Origin of the sequence: Erwinia sp. AnSW2-5, from assembly GCF_045107195.1 — a bacterium.
Taxonomy (GTDB): domain Bacteria; phylum Pseudomonadota; class Gammaproteobacteria; order Enterobacterales; family Enterobacteriaceae; genus Erwinia.
This window is the reverse complement of the sequence record NZ_JBJGXA010000034.1, coordinates 54166-74769: the sequence shown is the minus strand read 5'-3', so window position 1 is coordinate 74769 and position 20604 is coordinate 54166. Positions and strand designations below refer to the sequence as shown.

The 20604-nt window shown below is 54.8% G+C and carries 19 protein-coding genes; 3 read left to right on the top strand and 16 right to left on the bottom strand.

The window, feature by feature from the left end; all coding sequences use genetic code 11:
- Positions 1–582: 582 nt before the first annotated feature.
- Entirely contained in the window at positions 583–4467 is a 3885-nt protein-coding gene (gene purL / locus ACFL9S_RS20190) for a phosphoribosylformylglycinamidine synthase (RefSeq protein WP_405263626.1), read from the bottom strand.
- A 270-nt stretch (positions 4468–4737) separates the two neighbouring features.
- On the opposite strand from purL, the gene mltF reads away from it, so the two are divergent.
- On the top strand, positions 4738–6195 hold the full coding sequence (gene mltF / locus ACFL9S_RS20185) for a membrane-bound lytic murein transglycosylase MltF (protein ID WP_405263625.1): 1458 nt from the start codon (positions 4738–4740) through the stop codon (positions 6193–6195).
- 30 nt (positions 6196–6225) lie between these two features.
- On the opposite strand, the gene tadA is transcribed toward mltF, so the two are convergent.
- The 4 genes from tadA to murQ all read right to left on the bottom strand — a co-directional run bounded on the left by tadA (position 6226) and on the right by murQ (position 9698).
- A complete protein-coding gene (gene tadA / locus ACFL9S_RS20180) occupies positions 6226–6705 on the bottom strand; it encodes a tRNA adenosine(34) deaminase TadA (protein WP_405263624.1) in 480 nt (159 codons plus the stop codon).
- Between the two features lie 70 nt (positions 6706–6775).
- Positions 6776–7414, bottom strand: coding sequence for a phosphatidylglycerophosphatase C (gene yfhb, locus ACFL9S_RS20175; RefSeq protein ID WP_405263623.1), 639 nt, complete (start codon positions 7412–7414; stop codon positions 6776–6778).
- Between the two features lie 3 nt (positions 7415–7417).
- On the bottom strand, positions 7418–8782 hold the full coding sequence (locus tag ACFL9S_RS20170) for a PTS transporter subunit EIIC (RefSeq protein ID WP_405263621.1): 1365 nt from the start codon (positions 8780–8782) through the stop codon (positions 7418–7420).
- Positions 8783–8801: 19 nt separating this feature from the next.
- Complete coding sequence (gene murQ / locus ACFL9S_RS20165; protein ID WP_405263620.1) at positions 8802–9698, bottom strand: N-acetylmuramic acid 6-phosphate etherase; 897 nt, start codon at positions 9696–9698, stop codon at positions 8802–8804.
- Positions 9699–9885: 187 nt separating this feature from the next.
- Between murQ and ACFL9S_RS20160 the strand changes: the two genes are divergently transcribed.
- Together ACFL9S_RS20160 and ACFL9S_RS20155 are read left to right on the top strand one after the other, a co-directional pair.
- Positions 9886–10725, top strand: coding sequence for a MurR/RpiR family transcriptional regulator (locus tag ACFL9S_RS20160; RefSeq protein ID WP_133845964.1), 840 nt, complete (start codon positions 9886–9888; stop codon positions 10723–10725).
- 58 nt (positions 10726–10783) lie between these two features.
- Positions 10784–11038 (top strand): YfhL family 4Fe-4S dicluster ferredoxin, encoded by a 255-nt coding sequence (locus ACFL9S_RS20155; RefSeq protein WP_405263619.1) that lies wholly within the window; start codon positions 10784–10786, stop codon positions 11036–11038.
- Here the strand turns inward: ACFL9S_RS20155 and acpS are convergent.
- The 11 genes from acpS to rpoE form a co-directional block, all read right to left on the bottom strand.
- On the bottom strand, positions 11035–11415 hold the full coding sequence (gene acpS, locus ACFL9S_RS20150) for a holo-ACP synthase (RefSeq protein ID WP_159338031.1): 381 nt from the start codon (positions 11413–11415) through the stop codon (positions 11035–11037). The genes ACFL9S_RS20155 and acpS overlap by 4 nt on opposite strands.
- Positions 11415–12146, bottom strand: coding sequence for a pyridoxine 5'-phosphate synthase (pdxJ, locus tag ACFL9S_RS20145; RefSeq protein WP_405263618.1), 732 nt, complete (start codon positions 12144–12146; stop codon positions 11415–11417). The genes acpS and pdxJ overlap by 1 nt, the downstream gene beginning before the upstream one ends.
- A gap of 75 nt (positions 12147–12221) precedes the next feature.
- Positions 12222–12959, bottom strand: a complete 738-nt coding sequence (gene recO, locus ACFL9S_RS20140; RefSeq protein ID WP_405263617.1) for a DNA repair protein RecO — start codon at positions 12957–12959, stop codon at positions 12222–12224.
- Between the two features lie 5 nt (positions 12960–12964).
- Positions 12965–13870, bottom strand: a complete 906-nt coding sequence (gene era, locus ACFL9S_RS20135) for a GTPase Era (RefSeq protein ID WP_405263616.1) — start codon at positions 13868–13870, stop codon at positions 12965–12967.
- Complete coding sequence (rnc, locus tag ACFL9S_RS20130) at positions 13867–14547, bottom strand: ribonuclease III (protein ID WP_133845834.1); 681 nt, start codon at positions 14545–14547, stop codon at positions 13867–13869. The genes era and rnc overlap by 4 nt, the downstream gene beginning before the upstream one ends.
- Before the next feature lie 139 nt (positions 14548–14686).
- Positions 14687–15622 carry a signal peptidase I gene (gene lepB / locus ACFL9S_RS20125; protein WP_405263615.1) on the bottom strand — a complete coding sequence of 312 codons (936 nt, stop codon included), beginning with the start codon at positions 15620–15622 and terminating at the stop codon, positions 14687–14689.
- A 29-nt stretch (positions 15623–15651) separates the two neighbouring features.
- Positions 15652–17451, bottom strand: coding sequence for a translation elongation factor 4 (gene lepA, locus ACFL9S_RS20120; RefSeq protein WP_405263614.1), 1800 nt, complete (start codon positions 17449–17451; stop codon positions 15652–15654).
- A gap of 238 nt (positions 17452–17689) precedes the next feature.
- Positions 17690–18154, bottom strand: coding sequence for a SoxR-reducing system protein RseC (rseC, locus tag ACFL9S_RS20115; protein WP_405263613.1), 465 nt, complete (start codon positions 18152–18154; stop codon positions 17690–17692).
- Entirely contained in the window at positions 18151–19107 is a 957-nt protein-coding gene (gene rseB / locus ACFL9S_RS20110; protein ID WP_405263612.1) for a sigma-E factor regulatory protein RseB, read from the bottom strand. The genes rseC and rseB overlap by 4 nt, the downstream gene beginning before the upstream one ends.
- Positions 19104–19757 carry an anti-sigma-E factor RseA gene (rseA, locus tag ACFL9S_RS20105; protein WP_405263611.1) on the bottom strand — a complete coding sequence of 218 codons (654 nt, stop codon included), beginning with the start codon at positions 19755–19757 and terminating at the stop codon, positions 19104–19106. Before rseA ends, rseB begins: the two co-directional genes overlap by 4 nt.
- Positions 19758–19786: 29 nt before the next feature.
- Positions 19787–20362 (bottom strand): RNA polymerase sigma factor RpoE, encoded by a 576-nt coding sequence (gene rpoE, locus ACFL9S_RS20100; protein ID WP_062744587.1) that lies wholly within the window; start codon positions 20360–20362, stop codon positions 19787–19789.
- Between the last annotated feature and the right edge of the window lie 242 nt (positions 20363–20604).

Below are 20604 nucleotides of genomic sequence, written 5' to 3'. Positions count from 1 at the left end.
AGCTGAGAGTGAGCAGAGAAGAAAGTGTGAAAGATTAAAATGAAAATGGCCGGTTCACTGAACCGGCCACTGGCGTTACGCCGGGGAAGCCCGCGTAACTGAATAGGTGGTGCCTTACTCAACGTTGCGTCCGATGTTTGATAACGTCACAAAGTGAACGATTATCGGTGTGGTGGACGACAGGCACCGTATTGTGCGTCATTCTGGGTGTTATGGGCACTTGTCCGCTTGCGCAGGGCTGTCATAACCAGGTGAATGAGCCACTGAAGTGATTATAGCAATTAGCGTGCCATAATGAAAATAAATTTATAACCCATTAATAAATAGACAGTTATAGCGTAAACAGATTAACCAGACTGGTTATTTTGACCATCAGGTCCGGTTAAGTGTCGTCATATAACAACACCTGGAGGTGAAATAGCCTTATGTCATTAAAATCAACACATTAAATGTCTCCATTTAACGACACCTTAAATCTGCTTTGTTGTGAAATGGCAACACTCTCCTGCGAATGCCCCCAGACAGGCGAAAAAAAACCGGCCCTATTCAGGCCGGTTTTAGCTATCACGTCAACGCGGAGGGTTAGCCCAGCTGTTTACGTGCATTGCGGAAGATACGCATCCACGGGCTGTCTTCGCCCCACTCTGCCGGGTGCCATGAGTTGCTGACGGTACGGAACACGCGCTCCGGGTGCGGCATCATGATGGTCACACGACCGCTTTCGTTGGTCACCGCAGTAATACCGTTCGGGGAGCCGTTCGGGTTCGCCGGGTACTGCTGGGTCACTTTACCGAAATTATCCACGAAGCGCAGCGCCACCAGACCTTTGCTTTCCAGCTGGGCCAGGTGAGCATCATTGCGCACTTCCACGAAGCCTTCGCCATGCGATACGGCGATTGGCATACGGGAACCCACCATGCCGTCCAGCAGCAGGGATGGGCTGGCAGCCACTTCCACCAGGCTGAAGCGGGCTTCAAAGCGCTCGGACTGGTTACGCACAAAGCGTGGCCACTCTTCACTGCCCGGGATCAGTTCACGCAGATTCGACATCATCTGGCAGCCGTTACACACGCCCAGCGCCAGCGTCTGTGGGCGATGGAAGAAGGTTTCGAATTCGTCACGCACGCGGGCGTTAAACAGAATCGACTTCGCCCAGCCTTCACCTGCACCCAGCACATCACCGTAGGAGAAGCCGCCGCAGGCAACCAGCGCCTGCACGTCATCCAGACCACGACGACCCGCCAGCAGGTCACTCATATGCACGTCTACCGCATCAAACCCGGCACGATGGAAGGCCGCGGCCATTTCAACGTGGGAGTTAACGCCCTGCTCACGCAGCACGGCCACTTTTGGACGCGCACCGGTCGCAATGTAAGGCGCCGCGATATCTTCCTGTGGCTTAAAGGTCAGTGCAACGTTCAGGCCAGGATCGCGATCGTCTTTCTTCGCGTCATGTTCCTGATCGGCACAGACGGGGTTATCGCGCAAACGCTGCATCTGCCAGGTGGTTTCTGCCCACCAGGTACGCAGCGTGGTGCGGCTTTCGCTGTACACGGCAGAGTCGCCAGAGGTGATAACAAAGCGATCCCCTTCTACGGCCTGGCCCAGCACATGGACGCAATCAGCTAATCCATGAGCGGCAAAGACCTGCTCAACGGCCGCACGATCGGCCGCTGCCACCTGAATCACCGCACCCAGCTCTTCGTTAAACAGAGCAGCCAGGCTATCGCTGCCCAGTGCCGCGATGTCAACTTCGACACCGCAGTGGCCCGTGAAGGCCATCTCTGCCAGCGTGACCAGCAGGCCGCCGTCAGAACGGTCGTGATAGGCCAGCAGTTTGCTGTCAGCCACCAGCGCCTGAATGGCATTGTAGAAGCCCGCCAGTTGCTGCACATCACGCACATCAGCAGGTTTATCACCCAACTGACGGTAAACCTGTGACAGCGCGGTAGCGCCAAGGGCGTTGACCCCTTTACCGAGGTCGATCAGCAGCAGCGCGTTATCACCCGTCTGCAACTGCGGGGTAACGGTTTTACGCACGTCTTCCACACGGGCAAACGCGGTGATCACCAGCGACAGCGGAGAGGTCATCTCACGCTGTTCATTTCCCTGTTGCCAGCGGGTTTTCATCGACATCGAGTCTTTGCCGACCGGGATAGTGATACCCAGCGCCGGACACAGCTCTTCACCCACCGCTTTCACCGCTTCATACAGACCGGCATCTTCACCCGGGTGACCGGCAGCAGCCATCCAGTTAGCTGACAGCTTGATGCGCGTCAGCGGGCCAATCTCGGTTGCCGCAATGTTGGTGAGCGCTTCGCCAACGGCCAGACGACCAGAGGCGGCAAAATCCAGCAGCGCGACAGGGGCACGTTCGCCCAGCGACATCGCTTCACCGTAGTAGCTGTCGAGGCTGGCGGTGGTGACCGCACAGTTCGCTACCGGGATCTGCCACGGGCCGACCATCTGGTCACGGGCAACCATACCGGTGACCGAACGGTCACCGATGGTGATCAGGAAGGTTTTTTCCGCCACGGTTGGCAAGTGCAGTACGCGGTTCACTGCATCTGCAACCGTAATGCCCTCACGCACCAGCGCGTCACCTTTCACTTTCAGTGTGGTCACGTCACGGGTCATTTTCGGGGTTTTACCCAGCAGCACGTCCAGCGGCATATCGATTGGCGTGTTGTCGAAATGGCTGTCAGCCAGCGACAGGTGCATCTCTTCGGTCGCTTCACCGATCACGGCGTACGGTGCGCGCTCGCGTTTACACAGTGCATCAAACAGCGCCAGGCTGTCCGGCGATACCGCCAGTACATAACGCTCCTGAGATTCGTTACACCACACTTCCAGCGGGCTCATGCCTGGCTCATCGTTAAGGATGTCGCGCAGGTTGAAACGGCCACCGCGCTCGCCATCGCTCACCAGCTCCGGCATGGCGTTAGACAGACCGCCCGCGCCAACGTCATGGATAAACAGAATCGGGTTTTCTTCACCCAGCTGCCAGCAGCGGTCAATCACTTCCTGGCAACGACGTTCCATTTCCGGGTTGTCGCGCTGTACGGAGGCGAAATCAAGATCTGCATCAGACTGCCCGGAGGCCATTGAAGAGGCCGCACCGCCGCCCAGGCCGATGTTCATCGCCGGGCCACCCAGCACGATCAGCTTGGCACCAATGGTGATTTCGCCTTTCTGCACGTGGTCAGCACGGATGTTACCGATACCGCCTGCCAGCATGATCGGTTTGTGGTAACCGCGCAGCTCTTCGCCGTTATGGCTGTTAACGCGTTCTTCGTAGGTACGGAAGTAACCTGTCAGCGCCGGACGACCAAATTCGTTATTAAATGCCGCGCCACCCAGAGGACCTTCGGTCATGATATCCAGTGCCGTCACAATACGGTCCGGTTTACCGAAATCTTCTTCCCACGGCTGTTCAAAGCCCGGAATACGCAGGTTAGAGACAGAGAAACCGACCAGGCCCGCTTTCGGTTTAGCGCCACGCCCGGTTGCGCCTTCATCACGGATTTCGCCACCGGAACCGGTCGCTGCACCCGGCCACGGAGAAATCGCCGTCGGGTGGTTATGGGTTTCTACCTTCATCAGGATATGCGCGTCTTCCTGGTGGAAGTCGTAGCGGCCCTGCGGATCGGCGTAGAAGCGCCCTACCTGAGAACCTTCCATGACGGCCGCGTTGTCTTTATAGGCTGACAGCACGTGGTCCGGGGTTTTCTCGAAGGTGTTTTTGATCATCTTGAACAGCGATTTCGGCTGCGTTTTGCCATCAATCACCCAGTCGGCGTTGAAGATTTTATGACGGCAGTGCTCAGAGTTAGCCTGAGCAAACATATACAGCTCGATATCGTTCGGGTTGCGCCCGAGTTTTTCAAACGCCGCCTGCAGGTAGTCGATTTCATCATCGGCCAGTGCCAGACCCAGTTTGATATTGGCCTGAACCAGCGCGTTGCGGCCTTCACCCAGCACGTCCACGCTTTGCAGCGGTGAAGGCTGATGATGAGCAAACAGCGCATCGGCCTGGCTCAGGTCGGCGAAGACGGTTTCCATCATGCGGTCATGCAGCAGTGCGGCCAGTTCTCCCCACTGTGCTGCGCTCAACTGCGGTGCCTGCACATAGAAGGCCATGCCGCGCTCAAGACGCAGTACCTGGGGCAGATCGCAGTTGTGAGCGATGTCTGTCGCTTTCGAAGACCACGGCGAAATAGTGCCAGGACGCGGAGTCACCAGCAGCAGGCGGCCTTCCGGGGTATGTTCAGCGAGAGAGGGACCGTATTTCAGCAGGCGCTGCAAACGGGATTTTTCATCCTCGCTCAGCGGCGCGCTGACATCGGCAAAATGGACGTACTCAGCGTAAATATCACTCACCGGCAGGTGAGCATCCTGAAAGCGGGTCAGCAGTTTGTTAATACGAAATGCCGACAGAGCGGGCGAACCACGCAGAATTTCCATCATTAAAGATCTCTCGTCTCGAAGCGCCGGGCGACGCTTCATTGGGCGCAACAGGGGAAAACGGGCGGTATTATAGAGAATCCGCACCCGTTACGAAACCGTTTGCGCAGAATTAATCGCGATAAGGAATTGACTGAAAAACGCACAAAACAGGTGGATTTCAGTTGCGGAGCCGCGCGGAGTTGAGCAGAATGCCCCACGCTCAGGACCCATTATAGACAATAAATACTGTCATTGAAGACAGACACCTGAGAATCACCGAGAGATAACTATTTGAAACGCCTTAAATTTAATTATCTGCTGGTCGGGCTAATCACCGTGCTGCTTGCGCTTGCATTGTGGCCCTCGATACCGTGGTACGGCGGCTCGACCGACCGTATCGCACAGATAAAATCGCGGGGAGTGCTGCGTATCAGCACCATAAATTCTCCGCTGACTTACTACACAGTCAATCAATCTCCAGCGGGTATGGACTACGAGCTGGCGAAGCGCTTCGCCGATTATTTAGGGGTTAAGCTGGAAATCACCGTTCGCCCGAATCTTGGCGATCTGTTTGACGACCTCGAAGATGATAAAGCCGACCTGCTGGCGGCAGGTTTAATTTACAATAATGATCGGCTGGCACGTTTTCATGCCGGTCCTTCTTACTATTCTGTTTCACAACAGCTGGTGTACCGTATCGGCGCTCCACGGCCGAAAAACCTGGGCGATCTGAAGGGGCGCCTGACGGCGGCGTCAGGATCGGCTTATCTGTCGACCCTGCGTGAGATGAAGGCTCATCAGTATCCCGACCTTGACTGGGCGATCTCGACCGACCAAACGCCTCAGGGGCTGCTGGAAGCGGTGGCCGACGGCAAACTCGACTATACCGTGGGAGATTCCGTCACGATCGCGTTGATGCAGCGCATCCATCCGCAGCTGGCAGTGGCTTTTGATATCACGGATGAAGAGCCGGTCACCTGGTATGTCCAGCGTGAACAGGATGACAGCATGAATGCAGCGCTGCTGGACTTCTTTAACCAGATGGGTGAAGAAGGCGCAATGGCGCGGCTGGATGAGAAGTACCTCGGGCACGTCGGCACCTTCGACTATGTTGATACGCGCACCTTCCTGCGCGCCATTGACGGAACGCTACCGGATTTCCAGCCACTCTTCGAGAAGTACGCGCAGAACATTGACTGGCGTTTACTGGCAGCCATCTCTTACCAGGAATCCCACTGGAACCCACAGGCCACGTCCCCGACAGGCGTGCGTGGCCTGATGATGCTGACGCGCAATACAGCGGATAGCCTGGATGTCAGCGACAGGACCGACCCGGAACAGAGCATTCGTGGCGGCAGTGAGTATCTGGTGCGCATGATGGAAAAGGTGCCCCCGACGATCCCTGAAGACGAACGCATCTGGTTTGCTCTGGCGGCGTATAACATGGGTTACGCCCATATGCTGGACGCACGCAAACTGACGGATAAACAGAAGGGCAACCCGGATAGCTGGGCCGACGTGAAAACTCGCCTGCCGATGCTTAGCCAGAAACGCTATTACAGCCAGACCAGTTACGGTTATGCACGTGGCCATGAAGCCTATGCCTATGTGGAAAATATCCGCAAATACCAGATAAGTCTGGTCGGTTATCTGCAAGATCAGGAAAGAAAGCTGGCGCAACAGGCGGCAACGGAAGCCGAACTGGGTGACGGCTATCCAACGGTTGAAGCGAAGATCGCGCTAAACTAGCAGACAGCCCGAAAAAGAAGGTCCGCCCCCCTACGGGCGCTGGGCTTTCTTTTCGGCACGGCGCTGGCGGAAGAAGTTACTGAGCAGCCCAGCACACTCTTCAGCAAGGATCCCCTGCTCAATCTGCACCTGATGATTCATGCCCGGATGCCCCAGCACATCCAGCAGTGAGCCAGCCGCCCCGGTTTTCGCATCGCGCGCACCAAACACCAGCCTGCCTACGCGCCCGTGTATCATTGCACCGGCGCACATCACGCAGGGTTCCAGCGTGACATACAGCGTGGTCTCCAGCAGACGGTAATTTTCAATGACTTTTCCGCCCTGACGTATTGCCATCATTTCGGCATGCGCCGTGGGGTCATGGTGACCAATCGGGCGGTTCCAGCCTTCGCCAATCACCCTTCCCTCATGCACCAGAACGGCACCCACCGGCACTTCGCCCTCGTCCCAGGCGCGCTGAGCCAGTTTGAGCGCGTGGCGCATCCAGAATTCATCGTTGTTGTCGGTCACCTGAGTCTCCAGCAAAAAAAGCGCGACATTATAGCGTTAAATGTCGCGTAGAGACTATCCTGCCAGACGCTTATTCCAGTTGCTGTAGCTCACCCACCGGCGTTACACGGAAACGGTGCTGGCAGAAAAACAGCAATGGATTATCCTGCTTGCTGTCGCTATAGCCGCTGTAAAGCTGTAACGGCGTGCCAATTTGCTCTTCCAGCTGCGCGACCTTTTCATGGCCCAGGCAGCGCATGGCCAGCACCCTGCCACCATAAGCCCGTGACATCTGGCTGGCGATCAACTTAACGCGTGGCAAAAATGCAGAGTCAAAATAGACCTGTTCCACCAGCGGTTGCGGCGAGCCTGTAATCAGCCAGACATCGGCATCTTCACTGTTGAGATAATCCGTCAGCCGCTGCTGTACCACGGGAAATGCCGTCACCCGCTGGCGGAACCAGTGGGCAAACTGCTGCTCCCGCTCGGCCAGACGCGCTTCACTGCGACCAAACGTTATCGACCATAACAGCAGGCTCATCGGCCAGCGTGCAGCTCGGCCTTTGATCAGCAGCCCCAGCCCTGTCACCGGCAACAGTGGCACCACCAGCAACAGATTGAGCGGCTGACGCCACAATAACCAGCGCATAAAGGTACCAAACATATCCTGCTGGTGCAGGGTGCCATCAAGGTCGAAAAATACCACGCGTCGTTCCCGACTGGTTGTCAAACCTTACTCCTCAGGGTCATTGAAGCCCATAAACCAGGCAAACAGGAAACCACAGATCACTGCGGTCAGCCAGCCTGCCAGGTACATCATCACTTTACCGGCCACAATCGTCAGCGCCAGTGGCAGCCCGGAAAGACCGAACGTAATCAAGGTGGCGACCTTAGCATAGCTAATCACCGCTCCGCCAACGGCACCGCCGAGACAGGCAGCAATAAACGGGCGCACGAGCGGAAGGGTCACACCAAAGATCAACGGTTCACCGACCCCGAGTAAACCCACCGGCAGCGCACCTTTGACCAGTTTTTTCAGCCTTGCGTTACGTGTTTTCAGTAGCACCGCCAGAGAGGCGCCAATCTGCCCGACGCCCGCCATCGCCAGGATCGGCAGCAGCGCGTTCGCGCCGTGCGCCTGAATCAACTCAACGTGGATCGGCACCAACCCCTGATGCAAGCCGGTCAGCACCAGTGGCAGGAAGGTTCCGGCCAGAACAGCGCCTACCAGTACACCACCGCGATCAATCGCCAGCGTGGCCCCATGAGCAATGGTATCGGAGATCATCCCGCCCAGGGGTTGTAACAGCACGATAGCCAGCGTCGCAGTAATCAGTGTAGTCAGAAGCGGGTTGAGGATCAGTTCCAGTGATTCTGGCAGACGCTGGCGCAGACGTTTTTCAATCCAGCACATCAGTACCACCACCAGCAGAACCGCTATCACCCCACCACGTCCCGGTTGTAGCGGCTCGCCAAACAGTGTGATCTGCGCCAGCGCAGGGCTGGAGAGGATGCCCGCCATCACGCCACCCAACGCGGTCGATCCGCCAAACACTTTGGCCGTATTCACCCCGACCAGAATATTCATTATCGTGAACACGGCACTGCCGAAGATCGCTGCCAGCCCGATCAGGTTGGGGTATTGTGTGGCAATATCCCCGACGATATCCGGGCGTTTGATAATATTGATCAGCCCGGTGATCAAACCGGAGGCAATAAACGCCGGGATCAGCGGGATAAAGACATTCGCCAGCTGACGTAACCCATCACTCAGCGGCGCGCGGTATTTCGCTTTCGCCTGGGTTTTGTTCTGCTGTACAGTGTCGCCAGCCTCCGCAACACCGCCGGATGAGATGAGATCGCGCATCGCATCCGTCACTTTTGCCGCCGCCCCCGGGCCGACGATAAACTGATGCTGGCTTCCCTGCTTCACGTATCCTTTTATACCGTCCAGCTGGCGCAGTTTGTCCGGCTCCAGTTGGCTCTCATCGCTGACTTCAACGCGTACCCGCGTCATACAGTTTTCCAGTCGAACAATATTGGCTGCTCCGCCAATGCCCTGCAGCAGCGCCTGTGCCAACCGGGTGGATTTTTCCATGAGTGATCCTTGTTTTCCGTTAGTGGTTAGACAGTGCCGCGCGTAAAAATCCTTTGTGGTGTGCCAGCCGCTGTTTTGCCTGCTCTGCCGGAAGATCCGCCAGGATCATTAAGATGGCCGTTTTGACTTCATACTGCACCTGCTGCAAGGCAGCTTCGGCCTGTTGAGCATCACAACCTGTCGCCTCACATACCATACGCCGCGCACGATCGACCAGTTTGATATTGGTCGCCTGCATGTCCACCATCAGATTTTGGTACACCTTACCGATTTTCACCATGGCGCCAGTCGAGAGCATATTCAGCACCAGCTTCTGCGCGGTGCCGGACTTCAGACGGGTTGAACCGGTGAGTGCCTCCGGCCCGACAACCGGTGAAATAGCAATCTCTGCTTCCCTTGCTATCGGCGAGTCCGGGTTACAGGAGATCGCCGCGGTGCGGCAGCCAAACTGGCGGGCATAACGCAACGCGCCAATCACGTAAGGCGTCCTGCCGGAAGCCGCAATGCCCACCACCATGTCGTTCACCGTCAGGTCCAGCGCCTGTAAATCACTGATACCCAACTGCGCGTTATCTTCAGCCCCTTCCACTGCCTTCAGTAATGCACCTGGGCCACCTGCAATCAGTCCAACGATCACGCCATGTGCCACCCCGAAGGTGGGAGGACATTCGGAAGCATCCAGCACGCCGAGACGGCCGCTGGTGCCTGCCCCCATGTAAATCAGGCGTCCACCCGCAGTGAGCGCAGCAGCAGCTGCATCCACCGCCGTTGCAACCTGCGGTAATGTCAGGGCAACAGCCGCCGCGACGGTCGCATCCTGCTGATTGAATTTAGACACCATCTCAAGCGTCGACAGATTGTCGAGGTCGAACGTGTCCGGGTTACGTGTTTCCGATACCAGCGAACCGAGATTCATTATTTCTCCTTTTGAATTTTTAATTCGTATAAGTATTATAATACATGAATATTTTATTCTACACGACGGCACTTTTTCCCGTTCTTAATCATGGAAACCGTTAAATGTCGCGTTAGACTTAGCCAGCTGAATGTTATCATTACAGATAATTCAATATGATGAGCCTGAATTAGCAAGAGGAAAAATGATGAGTTCATTGCTGCGTATCCGTCAGCTTTATCCTAGCCTGGCGCTGAACGAACGTCGGCTGGCTGACTACCTGCTGTCGCAGCCGGACCGGGCACGCCACCTGAGTTCACAAAAGCTGGCGGATGAGTCAGGCGTCAGTCAGTCAAGCGTAGTGAAATTTGCGCAAAAACTCGGTTATAAAGGTTTCCCGGCGCTGAAGCTGGCACTCAGTGAATCGCTGGCCGAGAAAGATGCGATTACCGTGCATAACCATATTCTCAGCGATGATGCGCTGAAGGTGGTTGGCGAAAAACTGTTCACCGAGAAGAGTTCAGCCATTCGCGCTACGCTGGATATTAACAGTGAAGAGATGCTGCTGGAGACACTGCGTCTGCTGAAGCAGGCACGGCGTATTGTATTGGTCGGGATTGGTGCTTCTGGCCTGGTAGCGAAAGATTTTTCCTGGAAGCTGATGAAGATTGGCATCAGTGCCGTGGCCGAGCAGGATATGCATGCGCTACTGTCCAGCGTGCAGGCATTAGACGTGGGTGATGTGCTGCTGGCCATCTCCTATACCGGCGAACGCCGCGAGATCAACCTTGCTGCTCAGGAAGCACAGCGCATTGGCGCTACCGTGCTGGCCTTTACGGGCTTTACACCGAATACTCTGCAACAGTCGGCCAGCCACTGTCTTTATACCGTTGCAGAAGAGCAGACAACGCGTAGCGCTGCCATCTCCTCAACCACCGCACAGCTGGCGCTGACGGATCTGCTGTTTATGGCACTGATTCAGCGCGATCCAGAACGCGCTTCCAGCCATATTCGCCACAGTGAAGCGCTGGTGAAAAAGCTGGTTTGAGTCACAAGTGCGCGTATAATACCCGCGCACTTTATCCTGTTACTGACTTGAGAGAATTATGGCGCTGCTGATCACCAAAAAATGTATCAATTGCGATATGTGTGAACCGGAGTGTCCTAACGAAGCGATCTCAATGGGGGACGAGTTCTACGAGATCGATACCGATCGCTGTACAGAGTGCATCGGCCACTACGACTCCCCCACCTGCCAGCAGGTGTGCCCGATCGATCACACGATTATCGTTGATCCACTGCACATCGAGAGTAATGACCGACTGTGGGAAAAGTTTGTGGTGCTGCATCCGGCGGGCTAGCTCTCAATAATCACCGTTGCGCACGCATAGTGCCGCTCATCAGCCAGCGTAACGTGCACATGCGCCACCCCCAGCTTCTTCGCCACTTCCTCAGCATGCTGGAAAAAACGCAGTCCGGGTTTACCCAGCTCGTCGTTATAAACTTCAAACTGATTAAACGCCAGACCACCGCGAATACCGGTGCCAAAGGCTTTGGCTGCCGCTTCTTTTACCGCGAAACGCTTGGCGAGAAAGCGCACCGGCTGCTGGTGTGCCTGGTACTGCGCCCACTCGTTATCACTCAGCACACGTTTTGCCAGGCGATCGCCAGAGCGGGAGATCACCCCTTCAATGCGGGCGATCTCTACAATATCTGTACCCAGGCCGAGGATTGCCATTAACGACGCGCTTCACGCATCAGCAGTTTCATCTCTTTCACCGCCTCAGCCAGACCGCTAAACACGGCGCGCCCAATAATCGCATGGCCGATATTCAGCTCGTGCATTTCTGGCAGAACGGCGATCGGCTGTACGTTGTGGTAAGTCAGCCCGTGCCCGGCATTGACCTTCAGACCTTTCCCTGCAGCATAGGTAGCGGCTTCAGCAATACGCGCCAGTTCAGCATCGCGGGCCTTCCCTTCTTCCGCTTCAGCGTAAGCCCCGGTGTGAATCTCGATATACGGTGCACCGGCAGCAACAGCGGCATCAATCTGGCGATGATCAGCATCGATAAACAGTGAAACCAGGATACCAGCATCATTCAACCGTTTTACCGCCGCAGTCACTTTGTCCTGCTGTCCGGCCACATCCAGTCCGCCTTCGGTGGTGACTTCTTCACGCTTCTCAGGGACCAGGCAGCAGAAGTGCGGCAGAATGTCACAGGCAATGTCCACCATTTCATCCGTAACGGCCATTTCAAGATTCATACGTGTCTGGATGGTCTGACGCAGGATACGCACATCGCGATCGGTAATATGACGGCGGTCTTCACGCAGATGTACGGTAATACCGTCGGCCCCTGCCTGCTCAGAGACAAATGCCGCCTGTACCGGATCGGGATAATGTGTGCCACGTGCGTTACGTACAGTAGCAACATGATCGATATTAACGCCCAACAACAGCTCTGCCATGATAGTCCTCTGATGATCGCGAAAGGTTTTCAGGAAGTGTACAACGTTCACCACATGCAGGGATATTACCTGTGACTATTCATCGCCAGGAAGTGCGGCATCTGGTCGTTTTCTCGGCAAAAACTGGCGAAACAGTTCGGTGCTCTTTAGCGGTTTGCCACCCAAATAGGGTTTCAGGGCAATGCGGGTAAAACGTTTAGCAGCGCGCAGGGTGTCTGCATCCGGGAATTCACGCAGATAGAGTGCGCGCAAGTGACGACCGGTAAAACTACGATGCCCGATAACGAGACTGGCAATAAACCCCTTCTCTTCACGATAGCTATACGTCATATCATCGGCGACTTCTTCACCGCTGCCTGCGCAGTGAAGAAAATCCACGCCATAACCAAGATGGCCCAGCATAGCCAGTTCAAAACGCCTGAGCGCGGGTTCGGGTGAAGGAGAATCAGACGCCAGCGACTGGATACAGTGCAGGTAGTCGAAGAAAAGCTCACTGAAGGGGGTTTCATCTTCCAGCACGCGCGAAAGAAGTTCGTTGACGTAGAGGCCGCAGTAAAGGGTCGTACCACTGAGAGGAAGCGCCAGTGACACCGGTTCAGCACCGCGCAGGGTTTTGACCTCGCCACGGCCGCCCCAGCGTACCAGCAGCGGTGTGAAGGGCTGCAACGCGCCTTTCAGGCTGGAGCGTTTGGAACGGGCGCCTTTGGCCAGCACCCGTACCCTGCCATGCTGTTCAGAGAACAGGTCAAGCAGCAGGCTGGTTTCGCTCCAGGGACGTCCATGCAGGACAAATGCGCGTTGCCAGCCATCCATCAGGATCAGAGGTCGTCGGTATAGCCCAGGCTGCGTAAGGCGCGTTCATCATCCGCCCAGCCGGACTTCACTTTCACCCACAGTTCAAGGTGAACTTTCGCCTCAAACATATCTTCCATATCACGGCGAGCTTCAGTACCGATGACTTTGATTTTGGCGCCTTTGTTACCGATCACCATCTTCTTCTGGCCTTCACGTTCTACCAGAATCAGACCATTGATCGTCAGACCGCCACGCTCGTTCGTCAGGAACTGTTCGATCTCAACCGTGACGGAGTACGGCAGCTCGGCACCGAGGAAACGCATCAGTTTTTCACGGATAATTTCAGACGCCATAAAGCGCTGAGAACGATCGGTGATGTAGTCTTCCGGGAAGTGATGTTCCGCTTCCGGCAGGCGTTTACGCACGATGCTGGCGATGGTATCAACATTGGTGCCTTTTTCGGCTGAGATCGGCACCACATCCATAAAGTTCATCTGCTGACCCAGGAACTGCAGGTGCGGCAGGAGAATACTTTTGTCTGTAATGTTGTCGACCTTGTTGATCGCTAACAGCACCGGCACTTTGCCGTCTTTCAGCTTGTTCAGTACCATCTCATCGTCGGCGGTCCACTTGGTCCCTTCAACAACGAAGATCACAATTTCAACATCACCGATCGAGCTGCTGGCAGCACGGTTCATCAGGCGGTTGATTGCCCGCTTTTCTTCCATATGCAGGCCAGGGGTATCGACGTAGATCGCCTGATATTCCCCTTCAGTATGGATGCCCATAATGCGGTGACGCGTGGTTTGCGGCTTACGCGAGGTGATGGAAATCTTCTGCCCCAGTAACTGGTTCAGTAAGGTAGATTTACCAACGTTCGGACGGCCTACAATAGCAATAAAGCCGCAATGGGTAGTTTGTTCGCTCATTCAATTCCCAGCTTAATCAGCGCCTGTTCGGCTGCTGCCTGTTCAGCTTTGCGACGGCTGGATCCGGTTCCCACAACCGGTTCTGCCATGCCGCTTACCTGACAGTGAATAGTAAATTCCTGATCGTGCGCTTCGCCCCGCACCTGTACCACCAAATAGGATGGCAACGGCAGATGACGACCCTGCAAGAACTCCTGCAGACGCGTTTTTGGATCCTTTTGTTTATCGCCCGGACTGATCTCATCAAGACGGCTGGCGTACCAGCTCAAGATAAGTTGTTCCACCGACTGAATGTCGCTGTCGAGGAAAACCCCGCCAATCAGCGCTTCTACGGTGTCAGCCAGAATCGATTCACGGCGGTAGCCGCCGCTTTTCAGTTCACCCGGACCAAGACGCAGACACTCGCCAAGGTCAAATTCCCGTGCCATCTCTGCCAGCGTGTTGCCGCGAACCAGCGTGGCACGCATACGGCTCATGTCACCTTCATCCACGCGCGGGAAGCGCTGATAAAGGGCATTAGCAATCACGTAGCTCAGAATAGAGTCGCCCAGGAATTCCAGTCTTTCGTTGTGCTTACTGCTGGCACTACGGTGAGTCAGCGCCTGCTGTAACAATTCCTGATGGGTAAAAGTGTAGCCCAGCTTTCGTTGAAGCTTGTTAATTACGATGGGGTTCATGCGTTACCAATTTCTTAATGCGTCAATTATCCTGCACACGGAACAGGGCTGAGCCTGAACACCAACACGATCTGTTTCGTGTGCAGTGGCCTGTCAACCTGACAGACCACCCGTTGCTAATGTCGCCCGCAGGCGATCATTAATGAATACCGCCGATGCGGCTCAGGCGAACGCCGGTTGGCCATTGCCCTTCCTGCTTGTCAAAGCTCATCCAGATTGCGGTCGCTTTGCCCACCAGATTACGCTCAGGAACAAAACCCCAGTAACGGCTGTCAGCGCTGTTATCACGGTTATCGCCCATCATAAAGTACATGCCTTCTGGCACGACCCAGGTGGACTGCGGCTGACCTGGCTGTTGGTAGTATGAACCCGGCTGACTCGGTGCCTGCGCAATCAACAGAATACGATGGGTGACATCGCCCAGCGTCTCGTTGCGGGTGGCTAAACGCACGCCGCCCTGCATCATTTCACCTTTCGGCTTCTGGAAGAAACCATTGCCCAGTTCATTACCGCTGAAACCGCTGAAGGTCTGGATAAAGTCACTCTCTTCAACATCAGAGTAGGTCACTGGCAGTGCAGTGGAAGTCTGCTGTATGGACACCGTTTTGCTCAGCGGATCGTAAGTCACCCGATCGCCCGGCAAACCAATGACACGCTTGATGTAATCCATGCTGGGATCTTTCGGGTATTTGAACACCGCGATATCGCCCCGCTTCGGATGACCGGTTTCGATCAGCGTTGTCTGGGTAATCGGATCTTTAATGCCGTAGGCATATTTTTCCACCAGGATAAAATCACCGATTAACAGCGTCGGCATCATTGAACCTGATGGGATCTGGAACGGCTCATAAATAAACGAACGCACCACAAACACCACGAACAGCACCGGGAAAACCGAAGCCGTTGTTTCTACCCAACCTGGCTGTTTGTCTGCCTTGGTGGCTTCGATACCTTGTGCCTGCGCCGCCGCACGTTTCGCGCGCCGTGCCGGTGCCCATTTATATTTGTCGATACACCAGACAATGCCGGTTATCAGCGTTGCTATCGCCAAAATCAGGGCGAACATATTAGCCATTCCAGTTCCCTCGAAGCCCGAAGCCGGGCTTATTTACTGTCTTTACCCACGTGGAGAATGGCAAGGAACGCTTCCTGCGGCAACTCAACGTTACCCACCTGCTTCATGCGTTTCTTACCGTCTTTCTGTTTCTGCAGCAGCTTTTTCTTACGGCTGACGTCACCGCCATAACATTTGGCAAGCACGTTTTTGCGCAACTGTTTAACCGTAGAACGGGCGATAATGTGGTTACCAATCGCCGCCTGAATCGCAATATCGAACTGCTGGCGCGGGATTAATTCTTTCATTTTTTCAACCAGATCACGACCACGGTACGGCGCGTTGTCATTGTGCGTAATCAACGCCAGCGCATCCACGCGCTCGGAGTTGATCAACACATCGACACGAACCATGTTAGAGGCCTGGAAACGTTTGAAGTTGTAATCCAGTGACGCATAACCACGCGAGGTCGATTTCAGACGGTCGAAGAAATCGAGCACCACTTCCGCCATCGGAATTTCATACGTCAGCGCAACCTGATTACCGTGGTAAACCATGTTGGTCTGCATGCCACGCTTCTCAATACACAGCGTGATCACGTTACCGAGGAACTCCTGCGGCAACAGCATATGGCACTCAGCAATAGGCTCACGTAATTCTTGAATGTTGTTCAGCGGTGGCAGTTTGCCTGGGCTGTCAACGTAGATGGTCTGATTATCCGTGGTGACGACCTCATAAACTACGGTCGGTGCGGTGGTGATCAGCTCGAGATCGTATTCGCGCTCAAGACGCTCCTGGATGATCTCCATGTGCAGCAAACCAAGGAAGCCACAGCGGAAGCCGAAGCCCAGCGCGGTAGAACTTTCTGGCTCATAGAACAGAGACGCATCGTTCAGGCTCAGTTTACCCAGCGCATCACGGAAGGCTTCGTAATCATCAGAGCTGATCGGGAACAGTCCGGCATAAACCTGAGGTTTCACCTTTTTGAAGCCTGGCAGTGCTTTGTCTGCCGGGTTACGTGCCAGCGTCAGGGTATCCCCTACTGGTGCGCCCAGGATGTCTTTGATCGCACAGACCAACCAGCCTACTTCGCCGCAGTTCAGTACGTCGGTATCAACGCGTTTCGGGGTGAAGATGCCCAGGCGGTCAGCGTTATAGGTCTGACCGGTGCTCATCACCTTAATTTTTTCGCCTTTGCGCATGGTGCCGTTTTTAATACGCACCAGTGACACCACGCCGAGGTAGTTGTCGAACCAGGAGTCGATAATCAACGCCTGCAGCGGGCCATCCGGGTCACCCTGCGGTGGGGGAATATCACGCACCAGACGTTCCAGCACGTCGGGCACGCCGATACCGGTTTTTGCCGAGCAGCGCACGGCATCGGTGGCGTCAATGCCGACGATGTCTTCAATTTCCTGAGCAACACGATCGGGATCGGCCGCCGGTAAATCGATCTTATTCAATACAGGTACGACTTCCAGTTCCATTTCCATTGCGGTGTAGCAGTTTGCCAGGGTCTGGGCTTCTACGCCCTGCCCGGCATCTACCACCAGCAATGCACCTTCGCAGGCAGCCAGAGAGCGCGAAACTTCATACGAGAAGTCTACGTGACCTGGGGTGTCGATAAAATTGAGCTGGTAAGTTTTACCATCTGGCGAATGGTAATCGAGGGTAACGCTCTGCGCTTTAATGGTAATTCCGCGCTCGCGTTCCAAATCCATAGAATCCAGAACCTGCGCAGCCATTTCACGTTCAGACAATCCACCACAAATCTGGATCAGACGGTCAGAAAGCGTTGATTTGCCATGGTCGATGTGGGCGATGATAGAAAAGTTTCTTATGTGCTTCATTATTGAGATTTTTCTGCCTTACAAATTCTGGAACTCTCGCGATGCGAAGTCAGGAGAGCGTGATATCACAGGCGAACACTGGCCCGAAAGGCAGCATTCTACACTACATATCAAAGGGGTGGAATCTTCACGGTCAGGCAATAGTGTATGCATTGCCATATCGAACGGGAAATAGGGATTATGATGAGGTGAAATAAGACGGTTGCGGGGGGAATACAGCCAACCGTCCTTTTTCGGGTCAGGCATCAGTACTGACGTGAATGGTGTCAGGTGGCAGCGCCACGCTGAGGATCACCGGCTGGAAAGAGGCAGAACGGCCCAATATTCCTGAGATACCTTTTGCAATAATAAACCCGCCTACGCCCCCCAACAACGCACCGCAGGCAGCCGCCAGATCGCTGTGAAACAACATCTGAAAGACACCAGCCAGTACAAAAAGCCCGATCAGGGGGGTCATATACACCAGGAACGCCGAGCTGAGCAGGCTGGTTTCAGCAATGCCCAGTTCAATACGCTGGCCGGGCGTAAGCGGCTGCGCACTGGCGATTTTCATCACGTGTGCATTCTTCGGCCCGAGCTTATCCAGCATGTGACTGCCGCAGCCTTTGCGGGCCGAGCAGCTGCTACAGGATGTTTTAATTTCGGAGTGCAACGTAGCAATACCATTCTGCCACGACACTACCGTTGCCCATTCTCTCATCATGGCGCGGCCCCTAAAGTGACACTATCAGCAATACGTTTAGCGGTAGCAGGAGGCAGTTCTCCCACTACCGTGATCTCCGCATTATTGCGCACTTCAGTTTGGACCGTGCGACGCCCAGTGCGCAATTGCTGTGGCGAACTGGTTTTATCGGCAAGCGTCACATTGATGGAGAAGCTAAACAGGCCATCAGTAAAGAGGCTGGTTTCAACAGGGCGGTCAAGCGAAGGAAGCTGACGGCGGCTTTTCGCAACCTCCTTCATCCCTGCGGGCAACCAGCCCGCTTTCCAGTTGAACGTCACGGCATTTGCCGTTGGCACGGATAACACCGGAGGCATCTTGGCGCTTTCCAGTCCCTGCATGATATTGCGCACACCGTCATCCACCGCGAAACTGACCACACGATACTGTTCGAGCGTTTCGCCATCACGATCGAGCAGATCAACCCGCAAAGGCAGTTTCGTTTCGCTGTCCAGCCAGACGATATAGCCGTAGCGGGTGCCATCGCGTGGCACGATGCGAATAACCTCACACAGCTGATCGGCAATACGCGTGCGTCCAACGGAAACAAAATCGTAGGTTTCAGCCAGACGACCGAAGTCGGCATACACCAGTGAAGGCAGTGAATCAACAATGTGATCCCCCGTCATGGTGAACGGCTCTAAACCCGATTCAAAATAGCTGACCTCGTTGCCGCGCTGAATAATCTCGCGGCGCGGGCCATCCATCTGAAGCAGCTGTGCATAAATTTTGTTGTTGATGATGGCATGACGGTAGCGTAGTGACTCGATGCCCAGTCGCGATACGTTGATATAGGCGAGTTCATAGCTGAGAGACTGACTGGCCTGTTCCATCTGATGTAACAACGCCCCGGATGGCGTTGCAGCGGCCGGGGCGACAGAGGAGTAAATCAGGCAGCCAGCGATAAGGCTGGCGGCGCACCAAAGCTGCTTCATTGCTGCGATTGTATTCCTAACGACTGATTACCTGGAACCTGAGCAGCAGCCTGTTGGTTAGGGCTTTGCTCAAACTGTAACTGCTCAGCATGCAGACGACGTTGCAATTCGTAATCCTGCAATAGCGCGTTAACGCGGCGACGTTGATCCTGCACCTGCTGATTCGCAGTAACCTGCGTACCGGCGTTGTCCGTTGGCACACCAAGGCTGACCGGAGAGGCTTGCCCCATCATAGGCAATGTATTGAACACCGGGGAATCCGGGGACTGGATATCAACAGGTTTGTTGTACTGCTGCACACCAACGATCACCGCCAGTGAAACGCAGGCAGCCAGGCCAACCTGAGTTATCTGAGCCGCCCAGGGACGCAGTTTCGCCCAGAACGGCATTGTTGCGGCCTGTTCCGGCATCGGCTGTTCTTCCGGGATCAGAAGCGTAATATTTTTTGCTGGCTCATTGTCAATCGCTGCCATCACACGGGCAGAGATGTCAAAATCAAGCAGTTGTGGGACATCACCGCGCAATGTGTCACGGATCAGGTGATAGCTTTCCCAGTTTTTTTGCAGCACAACGTCTTTAGACAACGCAGACATGAGTTCATTGTCTAGCGTTTCACCGTCCATAAGAGCGGAAAGTTGTTCTTTCTGCATGCCTCAATACCCTTCCTGTGTCGCTATCGCTAGCGTTGGATAAGCGGTTGAATTTTATTATCAATAGCTTCACGGGCGCGGAAAATACGTGAACGAACCGTACCAACCGGGCAATCCATGATCACAGCTATCTCTTCGTAGCTCAGGCCATCGAGTTCACGTAGGGTGATCGCCATACGCAAGTCTTCGGGTAGCATCTCGATGGTACGAAAAACTATCTGTCTCAATTCTTCCGACAACATTAAGTTCTCAGGGTTCGAAATTTCTTTCAGTGCTCCCGCACTTTCAAAATTCTCGGCGTCGATAGCGTCCACATCGCTTGATGGTGGGCGGCGCCCCTGAGCAACCAGGTAATTTTTGGCCGTATTGACGGCAATCCGGTAGAGCCAAGTATAAAAAGCACTGTCGCCCCGGAAAGATTCCAGCGCACGATAGGCTTTAATAAACGACTCTTGCACTACATCAGGCACATCCCCTGACGGCACATAGCGGGAAACCAGGCTGGCCACTTTATGCTGATAGCGAACTACCAGTAAGTTAAATGACTTCTGATCTCCCTTCTGCACTCGCTCAACGAGGACCTGATCCGTTAGCTGCTCGCTCATCCGAGGTAAGATCTCCCCAAACATGTCTCCACGCGTAATCGCACTTCCAGCAATAACTCAATCATTATGAACAAGCATCCAGTCTGAGTCGCATTCATTGGGAAAGTTCCATTACGCCATTATATTTGTTGTGCCATCAGGGGACATTTACAAACCAGCACGCGTTTTTATGCATTCTCGCTGACTTGTGGGCCACTGCCTCTCTCTCACTCCCGGAACATCATCGTTCAGGAGCCTGATGA